This window comes from Syntrophaceae bacterium, from assembly GCA_013177825.1.
In the GTDB taxonomy this organism is placed as follows: Bacteria; Desulfobacterota; Syntrophia; order Syntrophales; family PHBD01; genus PHBD01.
The window spans coordinates 97,909-111,243 of the sequence record JABLXX010000004.1 but is presented as its reverse complement, the minus strand read 5'-3'; the positions used below and the strand labels follow the sequence as shown (position 1 = coordinate 111,243).

Sequence of the window (13,335 nt, the reverse complement as noted above, 5' to 3'; positions counted from 1 at the left end):
GGAGCGCCCGAAGGGCTCCGGCATGGACGGTGAAAAACCGCGTCGAGACGCTACCATGCCGGGTTTGAAAATTCAAGCTGCTTGAAATGTCATGGGAAACAGGTTATGAGGAGACTCACTTCACGAAAGGGAGAGGCCATGCCGGAACAATCGTCCAAGGGGGAAAAAAAGCACGAACGCTGGCTGAAGGTGTCGCTCCAGAGCCCGCCGGAGCTGTCGGACGCCCTGTCGAACTTCATGACCGAGCTTGGCGTCCAGGGAGTCTATCAGGAAGCCCCCGTGACGCAGGATGAAAACGAGGATTTCCCCAGCCTCTCTTCCGAAGAGACCATCTATGCCTTTCTCCCGCTGGACGTGCGGTCGGAAAACCGCATCGCCTCGCTGACGGCCTACCTGGAAAACCTAACGGAGCTGTTTCCCGAACTCCCTGCCGTCCGCGTGAACCGGGAGATCATCGAGAACCCCGACTGGGGGGAGGAGTGGAAAAAGTATTTCAAGCCCCTCCGGGTGAGCCGCAGCATCGTCGTCAAGCCCACCTGGGAGCGCTATGCCTCTTCGGGCCGGGACATCGTCATCGACATCGATCCGGGCATGGCCTTCGGCACGGGCCAGCACCCGTCCACCCGCATGTGCCTGGAGGCCATCGAGGACCTGATGCTGCACGGCCGCCACGAAATGACCTGGCACGTCCTGGACGTGGGAACGGGAACGGGCATCCTGGGAATCACCGCGGCCAAGATCGGCGCCGAGAAGGTCCTCTGCGTCGACGTCGACCGGAAGGCCGTCGAGATCGCCCGGGAGAACGTAGCCATCAACCAGGTCTCCGAGCGGGTGGCCGTCGTCAACCGGGACGTCTCCACCATCCGGGACTCCTTCAACCTGATCGTGGCCAACCTGACCGCCAAGCTCCTCCTCAAGCTGCGCTCCCACCTGACGTCCCTCCTGGAAGACGGTGGCTGGCTCATCCTGTCGGGCATCCTGGAACAGCAGCGGGGCACCATCGAGGAGCACTTCATCACCGACCGGCTCACGGTCCAGCGGCTCGTGACGGAAAAGGAATGGATCTGCTTCGCCCTGAAAAAGGGAGGGGGCGGCGCGTGACCCGACCGCGCATCTTTCTGGATTCCCTGCCGGAGCCGGGGGAAGCCCGGATCATCGACGAATCCCAGAGCCACTACCTGAAGAATGTCCTCCGCCTCAAGGAGGGGGAGGGAATCGTTCTCAGCGACGGCCGCGGCACCGAGTGCGAGGCCGTCGTCTCTTTCTTCTCGGGCAGCTCGGCCACGCTCACGATCCTGAACCGCACCGCACGGAAACATCCATTCGTTCCGATCATCCTCGCCCAGTCCATCCCGAAGGGGGACAAGATGGACGCCATCATCCGGCAGGTCGTGGAGCTGGGCGTCAGCCGGATCATCCCCTACCGCTCGGCCCGCAGCGTCCCCCGGCTGTCCGCCGACAAAGGCGCGGCGCGGGTCGCCCGGTGGCAGCGGATTGCGGAGGAATCGGCCCGCCAGACGGGGCGGGCCCACATCCCGGAGGTCGATTCCATTCTCTCTTTCGAGGAGATGGTCCGGACCTCGCTGCCCTACGACGCCTGCCGCCTGATCTTCTGGGAGGAGGAGCGGGAGGCGGGGTTCCGGGAGACCATCAGCAGCCTCCGGAAAACCGCCGCGGCATACTGCCTGATCGTCGGACCCGAGGGCGGGCTCACCGCCGATGAGGTCCGCCTGGCCCGGGAGGCGGGGTTCCGTTCCGTCAGCCTGGGGAGGAACGTTCTCAAGGTAGAGACGGCCGCCCCGGCCGTCGCGGCCATGCTGCAGTACGAGATCGGCGGACTCGGCAGGGCCGCGGAAGAAGAAACTCCGGAGGAAGGATCTTGAATTCCCTCATTCCCTACGTCGGCTTCTGGAAGCGGGCGTTCGCCATGTCCATCGACTGGTTCATCCTCACCACCATCGCCGTGTTCCTCTTCATCACAGGGGTGGCGGCCCTCAATCTTTCCTGGATTCAGGGGGGGCTCCCCTGGCCGGAGGACATCTTCGAATCCGTATCCTCATTCATGGTCCTCTACGGACTGGCCCTCGTGTGCCTGAACTGCTTCTACTTCACGTTTTTCCACGGCGTCGCCGGGCAGACCCCCGGCAAGATGCTCTTCCGGATCCGGGTGGTCCGGCTGGACGGCGTGCCCATGACGCCGGGCCTCGCCTTTCTCCGCTGGGTGGGCTATCACCTGTCATCCATATTCCTGTTGGGATTCCTCTGGGTGGCTGTGGATCCCCAGAAGCAGGGCTGGCACGACAAGATCGCCGGAACGATCGTGATCGGCGAGCACAGGGAGAGCCCACAGATGGTTCTGCCTTTCGGCCCGGAAGCGGGATAAAAAGGGCTTGACAAGGAAAAGGAGATTTACTACAAAACGCATCCCCAATCGGGGGAGCAACCGATGCAAAAACGGGCCGGTAGCTCAGTCGGTAGAGCACCGGACTGAAAATCCGGGTGTCGGCAGTTCAATTCTGCCCTGGCCCACCATGACACCAAAAGGGGTCACAGATTACATTCTGTGACCCCCTTTTTCTTAATTGCTACCCTATTGTCTGACACTCTCCTTGATTACGATACCTTTCCGTCAATGAGAACGTGCTCAACCGTAAAAAAAACAGAGGATGCCTTCAGATCAACGAATTTTGATTCATCTTCAACAAACATTACGCGCAGTTTTTGACCTTCCGGTGAATTGATGGCTGCGAGGAAATCTTCTTCCGACTGCCACCATATCTCACCAACACCATCATACGCTTCCATTGTCCCCCTGGATTTCATGATATTCTCGTTTAATGGCGAATCAATGGTGTGGCTCTGCACATAACGTACGGCCCTGTATGTATCAGCAAACTTCTTAAATAATGGGCCGTGATGATTTAACCAATAGTCGTGAAATTCAACCCGTGACATATTCGGATGGCGCTTTGCACAAAAAACAAGTTTGATCATGCATTCATCTCCTTTTGTTATAGCCTAACAATCAATATCATGTGCTTGGGTATTCCGATGTTTGTTCTTCCTATGACATTTCATCAAAAATTGGAAAGATTAAATTCCATCAAAAATCAATACAATATAATCTCCACCACTGGGTATTTTGTGGAGTTCACAGAAGATTCCCCTTCTTGGCAATTTATTTCAATTGTCAAACTCTTCTTGGTATTCTCCTAGTCAATGATTTTGTATCCCGGAACAATTTCAACATTGTTCTTTATCATCTGCCATACAGGACACGCTGATTGTTCGGCAAGTTGGATCGCCTTTTGAATGTCTGTATCGCTGACATCTTTGGAATTAACTATGTATTCAATAAAAATCTTTGTAAATTTGATTGGCTGCTGCTCTTTCCTTATGCCTCTTGCATTTACTTCTAATCCAAATACGGTCTTTTTCATTTTTCTCAATAAATAAACGATGGCTGTGGCGCTACACCCGGTAAAGCTCATGAGGAGTAATTCAAGTCCGTTATAACCCATCCCGTCCCCGATTGGAGGGTTATAATCAAACTGGATTGGCTGCTCGGGATTCGCATTCGATACCCCTGAAAATTGAACTTTCTGGTTTATCAGTCGAACAGACACTTCTTCTTGTTGATAAGACATATTATTACTCCTTCAGAGGGATTATTGATAATTTTCTTCTGTCAAACACCTGTTTACCAAGGGGGAAAATGGCTTATGTGAGCAGTCACCCTCCTGATCGCAAATCCCTCCATCATCCCCCAGATCAGCAAAGGACTCGTTTTCCCGTGCACCCCGCCTTTTGACCTCCACGGATCCGTCATCGGGGACTTTCGCCAAAACGGATCATTATTCGTGAGCGACATATATTAATTTGCCAGTCTCAAAACCCAAAGCTGCTGCTTTTGCGATCAGCCTTTCTCGTACATCTTCATTAATCTTCGAATTTCTGGCCAAAATCCATAAATAGGATTTATCAGGACCACACACAAGCGAATATTGATAATTGTCATGGTCAAGTTCAAAAACAATATACGAACCATAAAAGGGGCCGAAGAAAGATACTTTCAGATAACCTTGGTCTGATCCTTTAACGAAATAGCCCTTCCCCAAAACTTCTTTCCATTTATTTTCTCTCTCAGAATATCCGCGATTTATAACTCTCACACCTCCATCATCTCGCATACTATAATTAGCCGTTACTCGCGTCAAACCTCGTTCAAATGGATGATCCAACCTGGCAATTTCATACCAGGTCCCGAGATATCTCTCCAATCTGAAATTATCAACGGGCTTTACATTTTCGGGTATTCCAACACACCCGGTTAATAACAAAACCAATGTTGCCAATAAATATTTTATCTTGACGACCTTTACTAACCAATCACCTGAAATCTTTATCCTCCCAACAAGATTATAAATCATTCTTTTGATTTCGGTATCGTCCTGATAGGTGGAGTATTTCTTTTTCATGGGGGAGACCTCTATGTGCAACGGTATGGGAAAGAGCCTGAATGAGTTTGGTGGAGATGTCAAGAGGTGAACAAAATTTTAGAATCTTTCCCTAGCCTTCTCCAGTCCTTCAGGGGAAGAGATCTCAAGTGGTGGTTGTATAGGGGGAGGATCCGTAAGGAACGTGTTTTTGAGAGGGAGTATGTGTTGATGAAAGGGTATGGATCTGGAAAACGCAGGAGCCTGCAGATTTCAGGTTATTAATAGCAGGATCCCTGAATACATAATGGATCCATTCTCAATCTTTCTTTCTGTAAACTCCACGAGATTCGTATTCTGTCATCCCAAGTAATTGAAATAGACCACCAATAGAAGTGAAATTACAATCACCTTCTTTCGCACAACCTTTCATGTTACTTTAAACCACTTTGAGGGTCTCCTAAAAACTGGTCCAGTCATGCTGTTCGTTTTCGGTGAGAAGGTCACCTTCAAGTGCAAGCACATCCTTGCGGTCAGAGTTGCCCTCCTTCCGCCAAGGCCCATCTTAATCGAATTTTATTTTCGGTCTGCGAGGTATATTCGGCTTGTTTCTCTTCAAATCAATTGATTTATCGGTCATGATCGTTAACTCATATCCCAGTGGACTTGAGTATTGCCATCCGCGAAAGATCCATGGAAGATTCGGCAGTCCAAAATTTTTCTTGAATTCCTCGACAAAATAATCCGCGTGAACATCATTTGTAAGAAAGATGTAATCCGTTAATTCCCCGCTTAAAAAAATCTCGGTAACCTTGCCGTTTCCGTCATCGTCGATGATGAACCCGTACCCGGTCAGATTGCCATCTTTATTTTTCATAAGAAAGCCTTGCTTACCAAACATGCGCATCTTGTTTTTTTTGAAAAACTCCCTATCATGCGACATCAAAGCATTAGAGTCTTCGACTTGACTGACAGTCCAGTTTTTGCCTATTAAATTTACACATATCTTCCGTGCTTCATTGATATCCATTCCAATACTTAAACCTTTTAATATTATTTGCTTTTCTTTTACCTTAACGGCGCGTTGCGCTTCTGCTGCGGCAGCGTTCGCAAACAGATAAGCAACCAATAATACAATTCCAAATACAATAAATAATCGCTTTTTCATCTTAAGCCACCTCCTGCTTAAACATTCATTAATAAAGGAGTTGAGGGCTTACATTCCGAGGTATGCCTTGCGGACATCGGGAGAATCGAGCAGTTCGCGTCCCGTGCCCGACTGGACGATATTCCCGCTCTGGATGACGTAGCCGCGGTGGGCGATTTCGAGCGTCTCCTGGACCATCTGTTCGACAAGCAGGATCGTGGTCCCGGCTTTGTTGATGCCAATGACGGTCTCCATCATTTTCTCCACCATGGTGGGCATGAGGCCCAGCGACATCTCGTCAAGCATGAGCAGCTTGGGGCGCGACATGAGGCCGCGTGCGATGGCCAGCGTCTGCTGCTCGCCGCCGCTCAGTGTTTCGCCGATTTGCCTGGCGCGTTCCCTGAGCACGGGGAATATCTGCAATATCTCCTCCACGCGGCGCTTGACCTCCGTCTTGGAGTCTTCGGCATACGCCCCCAGGGCGAGGTTTTGCTCAACCGAGAGCTTGGCGAAAATCCGGCGGCCTTCGGGGACGTAACTGATGCCGAGCTTAACGGTGCGGTTCGCCGGGAGCCGGGAGATATCGGCACCCTCGAAGAGTACACTTCCTTCGAGAGGGTGCATGAGACCGCAGATTGTCCGCATGATCGTGGACTTCCCCGCCCCGTTCGCGCCGACGATCGCGACCAGTTCCCCCGGCATGACCTCCAGGGAGGCGTCAAAGACGACGGGGATGCCGTCATAGCCCGCATACAGGCTGGAAACTTTCAGGATGGGCTCAGCCACCGGCTCCACTCCTCTGTTCCTTGAAGCGCTGGGCGTATTTCGCCCCGAGATAGGCCTCGATGACCTTGTCATCGTTGACGATGCGTTCGGGCGCGTCTTCGGCGATCTTGAGGCCGCTGTCGAGCACCACGACCTTGTCGGCGATCGGCATAATGGCCTCCATGACGTGTTCCACGATCATCATGGTCAGGCCGCTGTCTTTCAGGCGCAAGATGACTTCCACGGCCGCCTTCACTTCCGTCGACGTGAGGCCCGCCATCACTTCGTCGAGCATGAGCAGCTTGGGACCCGCAGCCAGCGCCCTCGCCATTTCCAGGCGCTTCTTCCCGGCGATGGGCAACCCCCCGGCCAGCTTGTCCTGGAAAGGGGTAAGCTCGCACAGCCTGATGCATTCCGCAGCCTTTTCGAATGCCGTTTTGTTGTCATGGCATTTCAGGAAAGCGCCGACCAGCACATTGTCGAAAACCGTCATTTCCTTGAGGGGCCGCACAACCTGGAAGGTACGCACCGCCCCTTTGCGGGCGATTTGATAAGGCGTGAGCCCGGTTATATCCTTGCCGTCGAAGGAAATGCGTCCGCTGAACGGCTTGTAGAGCCCAGAAATACAATTGAACAGGGTCGTTTTCCCCGCGCCATTGGGGCCGATAAGCCCGACAATCGAACCGGCTTCCACGGTAAAGCTGACCCGGTCGTTGGCGACGAGCTCGCCGAACTTCATAGTCACTTCATTCAGTTCAAGGAGTGCCAATTTCCGCACCTCCCTTGCCGCGGGCTTTCGCAATCCGCTGCCGGATCCCCTGGAAAATCCCTACGATCCCGGCGGGTTGCTTGATGACCATGAGGATGATGATCAATCCGAAGATGATCAGGTCGATGCCGCCGCCCAGTCCGCCCCAGAACGCCCGGGTGTACTCCTGCAGCGGGATGAGGACTGCCGCACCGGCCAGGGGTCCCAGGAGGGTGCCGGCCCCGCCCAGGATGGTGATGAGGACAAACTTCATCGCCATGTCAAGGGATATGACCATGGACGGGTCCACCCGCAGGTTGTACTGCACGAAGAAAACACCGCAAAGGGCCGTCAGGACCGCCGAGATGGCCATTGCCGTGAGTTTCACCATGGCGCTGTTGACGCCCAGCGATTCGGCCGTCTCCTGCCCTTCCCGCACGGCCTTCATGTAATACCCGAACCGGTGCCCTTCCAGCCAGCGCACGACTCCGAAGACAACCACAAACAGGATCAGGGCGAAGTAATAATACCCGGTCTTCGAATACCAGACCAGGTTCCAGAGCCCCTCTTCGATCACGGGATAGTCCAGCCCGATGGCCCCACCGATCCAGTCCCATACCTGGAACATGCGGAAAAAAATTTCCACGATGGCGAAGGTGGCAATGGCGAAATAATGGCCGCTCAGCTTGAAGCACGGATAACTGATGACCACCGCCACCAAGCCGGCCGCCGCCATGCCGATCAGGATGCCGGGCCAGGGCGCCATCCCGTACGTCACCAGGGCCATTGCTGCCCCATAGGCGCCGATCCCGAAAAACACCGAATGGCCGAATGACACCTGGCCGCAGTAACCGCCGAGAATGTTCCAGGCCTGAGCCATGCTGGCGTACAACAGGATCAGAATGAAGACGTGCATGCGGAAGGAATTATCCGCAAAACCCGGCACAAGGGGCAGGACGGCCACGACCGCCAGGAACAGCAGCCAGGCGGCATCCTTGCCGAAGATTCTGTTTTTCGTCGGATTTACCAACCGAAAAGCCCCTTCCTTCTGAAGGCTACAACCGCAAGGTACAGGCCGAACACGGCCACGTATTTGAAAACGGGCGCGATGTAAAACCCCGCGAACGACTCCACAACCCCCACGAGCAGGCCCGCGAACAGCGCCCCCGGGATGCTCCCGAACCCCCCCATCGCCACGCAGATGAAGGCAATGAGCCCGAAAAGCGAGCCCACCTCGGGATGCACGGCAAGATACGTCGGCATGATGCCGCCGGCAATGCCCACACACGCCCCACCGATACCGAAGATCAGGAGGTAGATGCGCTCCGTGTTGATGCCCATCAGCTCGGCCGCTTCCTTGTCCATGGCGGTCGCCTGGACGGCCCAGCCGAACCGGGTGGAGTTGATCAGTGCGTAGATGAGCCCTATGACGAGCAGCGCAATGACACCTGTCACCAGTTGGGGGATGGGGATGATCAGCTCTCCCAGGTGATAGGTCTTGTCGCCCAGCCACGTATCGGAGAGGATGCGGAAGTTCGGCGAGAAGCGGTTCAGGCAGAAGTTCTTGATGAGCATGGCCAGCCCGAAGGTGGCCAGGAGCGCCGCGAGCGGTGGTTTGCCGACGGTGTATTTGACGATCAGCTGGTAAGTCAGCACCCCGAGGAGAAACACGAACGCGCCGGCGGCAAGAACAGACACCAGGGGATCAACGCCGGCCATGAACCCCAGCCAGTAGCTGACATACATGGCCACCATCAGGAACTCGCCGTGGGCGAAATTGATGACGTCCATGACGCCCCAGATGAGGCATAGACCGGCGGCCACCAGTGCGTACAGGAGCCCGCTTAAAATCCCATCAATGAGTACCTGGAGAACCGTTTCCATTGAATACACAAACAGGAGCCTTTGGGAGCGGTGTATCGGGCTCCCAAAGGCTCCCGTACAAAGTTCACTCGATCCGTTGTCGAAGTGAGCAAACCGGATATCGGATATGTGCCGGGGGGGTAACCGGCCGGTCGCCCCCCCGGGTCACCTTCTTACCTCTTGTCCCAGGGTTTCATGGGGAACACGGCCTTTGCTTTCGGATCCGCCAGCTCGGCGGGATAAAGCCTTTTGTATTCTCCATTTTGAAGCTGCGTCACGATGCTGAACGCCTTTATGTTCTGGCCACCCTTCGCGAATTGCACTTTCCCGCCCAGGGACAGCGGGGAGTCGAATGTGTTCTCTCGGAGCACCTTGGCTACCTTTTCCGGGTCGAGGCTTCCGGCCTTCTCGATCGCCTGGGCCAGCACGATCACGGCCACCGCTTCCTGAATGCTGTCGCCGTCAAACGGCACACCCTTCGTCTTGGTCTTGAAGATCTTCTCAACCGCGGCAACGGCCGGCAGCAGGGATGCGAACTGCGGGGTATAGGCGTTGGAGCCCATGAAGAAATCGGCATCCTTGCCCAGCTGTTTGGCGATGATCGGATCCTGGTAGCCCGAGCAGTAGTTGATCGACATTCTGGGGACCCAGTTTGCCTGCTTCATGGTCTTCACCATGAGGGCGTAATCGGCACCCAGCACCGCTCCGAAGAGGGCGTCGGGGTTCTTGGTCTTGAGTGTCTGTACCTCGCTGTTGAGGTTGGTCGCCCCGGGGGTGTAGGGAACGTCCGCCACTACGCTGAATCCCGCGGCGGTCGCGGCTTTCTTCGCCTCACCGGCGGCGCCCTTTCCGAACAGGGTATTCTCGTAAATGATTCCTATCGTCCTGATATTGGCATTCTGCTTCTGGTTGAGCCATTTGAGGACTTCGACGAATTCCGCTGACTCGGTCGCGTCGGTCGGCGCCAGGCGGAAGAAGTAGTTAAGGTCGCGCTTTGTCAGCGTTGAACTGCTGGACGCACCGCACATGAAGATCTTTTTCGCGCGCTCGGCGACAAGACTCGCCGGACCGCTCACGGAGCTGTTATAAGACCCGATGAGGGCCCATACGCCCTCCTGGTTGAGGAGCCGCTCGGCCTCGGCCTTGCCGATGTCCGGCTTGCCCTGGCTGTCCGCGTGGACCAGCTGGATCTTGTATCCGCCGAGCAGTCCACCCTTCTTTGCCAGGGGGATTTTCACTCCGGGATGCTGGCCGTTGACGATTTCAACCGCCGTCTGGACCGCGGCCTGGCAGCGCTGCCCCGCGTTTGCAACCGGGCCGGTCAGGGGGAAAATAGTCCCGATCTTGATCACTTTTTGCTGGGCTGCCGCCGGACCTGCCGCGAGCAACAGGCACAAGACCGCCGCTACCGCCACGCAACCAAGCAACCGCAACGATTTGCTTTTCATTTATTACCTCCTTTGGAAGAATGTTGGCGAAGTATATGAAAACAAAGAAATTGTCAATGAAAACGTGTTCTCCTGCAGAGAATACATAAAAAGTGCGGATATTGTAGCGCAGAAATTGTCCGGTTGGCATAGAGCCCGGGGGATGGGATCCATGAGACGGATAGGGCTGCTACGGGAGATCTGGAAGATTGGATTTAAGGCTGATTGCGTTTTCAATCTCTCCAGGCTGGATTACCCCGGCGGGCTTTCTTTATGCGCACTCGCTATAACCGCATATACGGCAAACCATACAGCCGCCCTCATGCTCAACAATTCCCCCACACTCGGGACAGGCTCCTTTGAAGAGAACGCTCTTTTCCTGATACGGAACTTTACCGCCACCGCCATTCGCCGACAGATGGTACTGAATCGCCTTGGCTACAGCATCCGCACATGACAGGACTCTGTTCTCGCCGAAACCCGATGGCGAGTGGCAGGAAATACCGTGAAGCTGTTTGATAACCTGTTTTGCCTGAAGTCCGCTGCGCCAGGCCAGAGACACCATCCTGCCGATTGCTTCGCTCTGTGAGGCCGCACAGCCACCCGCCTTCCCCATCGTGGTAAAGAGCTCGAAGAGACCCGAGCTGTCCTGGTTTACGGTTACATACAGGGGTCCGCATCCGGTCTGCATCTGGTAGGTCCAGCCTTTGAGCACTTTGGGACGCTCACGTTTGGCCGTTGGTTTTTCAGGAGCAGGGGTTTCCGGAATCGGCTGACCTTCCTTGCTTCCTCTGCTCAACACCTGCCGATCCCGAGAGCCGTCACGATAGATCGTAACCCCTTTGCAATCGAGCTGATAGGCCAGCTCATAGACGCGGGTGACATCCTGGATGGTTGCACCATTGGGGAAATTCACGGTTTTGCTTACCGCGTTGTCCGTATATTTCTGAAAGACTGCCTGCATACGAATATGCACGTCCGGTGTTATGTCGTGGGCCGTAACAAACAGATTGCGGATATCTTCCGGGATGTCTTCCATGTTGTGAATGGATCCTTCTTCGGCAATTCGCTTCATCAATTCTTGCGAGTAAAAACCCCGGCGCTTTGCAATGGCTTCAAAATGCGGGTGCACTTCCAGGAGGACGTCGTTATCCATGACCTGCCGGACAAAGGAGACCGCGAAGAGCGGTTCCACGCCTGACGAGGCATTGGCAATGAGCGAGATCGTGCCGGTGGGCGCGATGGTCGTGACCGTTGCGTTGCGCATGGACGGCATCCCTTTTTGATCATAGATCGATCCCTTGAAGTTCGGGAATGGCCCGCGGATTTCGGCCAATGCATGCGAGGCCCTGTGCCCCTCCTCATTGATAAAATTCATGACCCTTCCGGCAAGCTCCAGCGCCTCTTCCGCATTGTATGGAATGCCCAGCAGAATCAGCATGTCCGCCCATCCCATGACTCCAAGCCCGATCTTGCGATTGGCGAGGGTCATCTCGGCGATCTGCGGCAAGGGGTATTTGTTGATTTCCACCACGTTGTCCAGAAAGTGAACGGCCAGGTGGACAACCTTCTTCAGCCGCTCCCAATCCACCGTTTCTCCCTTCACCATCCTGGATAGATTGATCGAGCCAAGGTTGCATGATTCGTAGGGCAGAAGGGGCTGTTCGCCGCAGGGATTGGTGGATTCGATCTCCCCGATGTGGGGCGTGGGATTGTCGCGATTGAGGCGATCCAGAAATACGATCCCCGGTTCGCCGTTTTCCCAGGCCTGAGAAACGATCCGATGGAAAACTTTCTGGGCATTGAGCGTTCCGGTGACACGCCCGTCACGGGGATTGATCAGCTCGTAATTTTCGTCTTTTTCGACGGCCTTCATGAAGGCTTCCGTAAGCCCGACGGAAATGTTGAAATTGTTGAGCTGCTTCTTGTCGGCTTTGCACATGATGAAATTCATGATGTCCGGATGATCGACACGCAGGATGCCCATGTTCGCGCCACGCCGCGTGCCGCCCTGCTTGATGGTTTCCGTGACGATGTCAAAGACGCGCATAAACGATATCGGACCGCTGGAAATGCCGGTTGTCGTCAGGACAACGTCATTGGCGGGGCGCAGCCGGGAAAAGGCAAAACCGGTGCCTCCTCCGGATTTATGAATCAAGGCGGTGTATTTCACGGCATCGAAAATCTCCTCCATGGAATCACCCACCGGCAGCACAAAGCAGGCGGACAATTGCCCCAGTTCACGCCCGGCGTTCATCAGCGTCGGCGAGTTGGGCAGAAATTCCATGGAAGCCATCATGCGGTAGAATTCCTTTGCAAGCTGGGATACGCCGCTTTTCCTGCTGAATTTTCGATCTGCCTCGGCAATGGTTTGCGCTACCCTTCGAAACATATCCGCCGGTGCTTCCAGGACGTTGCCATCCAGATCCCGTTTCAGATACCGCCTTTCCAGCACTGTGACGGCATTCTTCGCCAACTCCGGTTTATCGAAAGAATCAGACATTGTTCTCATGGCAGATTAACCCCTTGGAAATAGAAGAGAAATTTCGACAGATCAACACCATATATTGTATGAGGCCCTGCACATAACCACAACATGTAGTGATTGTCAATGGCGACCTGCCTCCCCAATGCAGATCCGGCTTGCACGCAGGATTGTGGGTTCATGAGGGAGCGAAAGAAGGGAAGTCGGCTGTAGGATGGAATCCAACGCCGTCTTCCCGGTCCGTAAATGAGTCCGTTGTGATGACAAAGGCCTGTCTCCCATCGGCCAAATGGCGTTTGCTCCCCCGGTGACGTCTGTGGTAACGTCACGGAAACGTTGCAATGCTGCTGCATCGCTGAAACGTCCATCAATTCCTCTGTTTTCTCCTGGGTGCCTGTCCGACAACGGCACCATCGTCTTGTCAAAAGGAGGTATGACTCGGTGCAAATCATGGAATCAAAGAA

General features: G+C 54.6%; 13 protein-coding genes and 1 tRNA gene. 4 read left to right on the top strand and 10 right to left on the bottom strand.

All coding sequences use genetic code 11. The features are described 5' to 3' along the window. Positions 1 to 138 precede the first annotated feature (138 nt). The 4 genes from prmA to HPY65_09980 all read left to right on the top strand — a co-directional run bounded on the left by prmA (position 139) and on the right by HPY65_09980 (position 2,532). Positions 139 to 1,101: a 50S ribosomal protein L11 methyltransferase gene (gene prmA / locus HPY65_09995; GenBank protein ID NPU84807.1), complete on the top strand. Its 963-nt coding sequence runs from the start codon at positions 139 to 141 to the stop codon at positions 1,099 to 1,101. Beyond that, positions 1,098 to 1,883, top strand: coding sequence for a 16S rRNA (uracil(1498)-N(3))-methyltransferase (locus HPY65_09990; protein NPU84806.1), 786 nt, complete (start codon positions 1,098 to 1,100; stop codon positions 1,881 to 1,883). Before prmA ends, HPY65_09990 begins: the two co-directional genes overlap by 4 nt. After that, entirely contained in the window at positions 1,880 to 2,383 is a 504-nt protein-coding gene (locus HPY65_09985) for an RDD family protein (GenBank protein ID NPU84805.1), read from the top strand. Before HPY65_09990 ends, HPY65_09985 begins: the two co-directional genes overlap by 4 nt. Positions 2,384 to 2,456: 73 nt before the next feature. Then, a tRNA-Phe gene (locus HPY65_09980) sits at positions 2,457 to 2,532 on the top strand. Positions 2,533 to 2,613: 81 nt separating this feature from the next. Here HPY65_09980 and HPY65_09975 read toward each other — a convergent pair. From HPY65_09975 to HPY65_09930, 10 genes are all read right to left on the bottom strand, one after another. Beyond that, complete coding sequence (locus HPY65_09975; protein ID NPU84804.1) at positions 2,614 to 2,994, bottom strand: EthD domain-containing protein; 381 nt, start codon at positions 2,992 to 2,994, stop codon at positions 2,614 to 2,616. Between the two features lie 218 nt (positions 2,995 to 3,212). Then, positions 3,213 to 3,647 carry an OsmC family protein gene (locus HPY65_09970; GenBank protein NPU84803.1) on the bottom strand — a complete coding sequence of 145 codons (435 nt, stop codon included), beginning with the start codon at positions 3,645 to 3,647 and terminating at the stop codon, positions 3,213 to 3,215. Positions 3,648 to 3,854: 207 nt separating this feature from the next. Continuing rightward, positions 3,855 to 4,430, bottom strand: a complete 576-nt coding sequence (locus HPY65_09965) for a lipocalin (GenBank protein NPU84802.1) — start codon at positions 4,428 to 4,430, stop codon at positions 3,855 to 3,857. A 571-nt stretch (positions 4,431 to 5,001) separates the two neighbouring features. Further along, positions 5,002 to 5,604 carry a hypothetical protein gene (locus HPY65_09960; GenBank protein ID NPU84801.1) on the bottom strand — a complete coding sequence of 201 codons (603 nt, stop codon included), beginning with the start codon at positions 5,602 to 5,604 and terminating at the stop codon, positions 5,002 to 5,004. Positions 5,605 to 5,652: 48 nt separating this feature from the next. Next, on the bottom strand, positions 5,653 to 6,369 hold the full coding sequence (locus tag HPY65_09955) for an ABC transporter ATP-binding protein (protein NPU84800.1): 717 nt from the start codon (positions 6,367 to 6,369) through the stop codon (positions 5,653 to 5,655). Further along, positions 6,362 to 7,117 carry an ABC transporter ATP-binding protein gene (locus HPY65_09950; GenBank protein NPU84799.1) on the bottom strand — a complete coding sequence of 252 codons (756 nt, stop codon included), beginning with the start codon at positions 7,115 to 7,117 and terminating at the stop codon, positions 6,362 to 6,364. Before HPY65_09950 ends, HPY65_09955 begins: the two co-directional genes overlap by 8 nt. Beyond that, positions 7,104 to 8,012, bottom strand: a complete 909-nt coding sequence (locus tag HPY65_09945; GenBank protein NPU84798.1) for a branched-chain amino acid ABC transporter permease — start codon at positions 8,010 to 8,012, stop codon at positions 7,104 to 7,106. The genes HPY65_09950 and HPY65_09945 overlap by 14 nt, the downstream gene beginning before the upstream one ends. Before the next feature lie 107 nt (positions 8,013 to 8,119). Further along, a complete protein-coding gene (locus HPY65_09940) occupies positions 8,120 to 8,980 on the bottom strand; it encodes a branched-chain amino acid ABC transporter permease (GenBank protein ID NPU84797.1) in 861 nt (286 codons plus the stop codon). A gap of 152 nt (positions 8,981 to 9,132) precedes the next feature. Beyond that, complete coding sequence (locus HPY65_09935; GenBank protein NPU84796.1) at positions 9,133 to 10,407, bottom strand: ABC transporter substrate-binding protein; 1,275 nt, start codon at positions 10,405 to 10,407, stop codon at positions 9,133 to 9,135. 250 nt (positions 10,408 to 10,657) lie between these two features. Beyond that, positions 10,658 to 12,889 (bottom strand): vitamin B12-dependent ribonucleotide reductase, encoded by a 2,232-nt coding sequence (locus HPY65_09930; GenBank protein NPU84795.1) that lies wholly within the window; start codon positions 12,887 to 12,889, stop codon positions 10,658 to 10,660. Between the last annotated feature and the right edge of the window lie 446 nt (positions 12,890 to 13,335).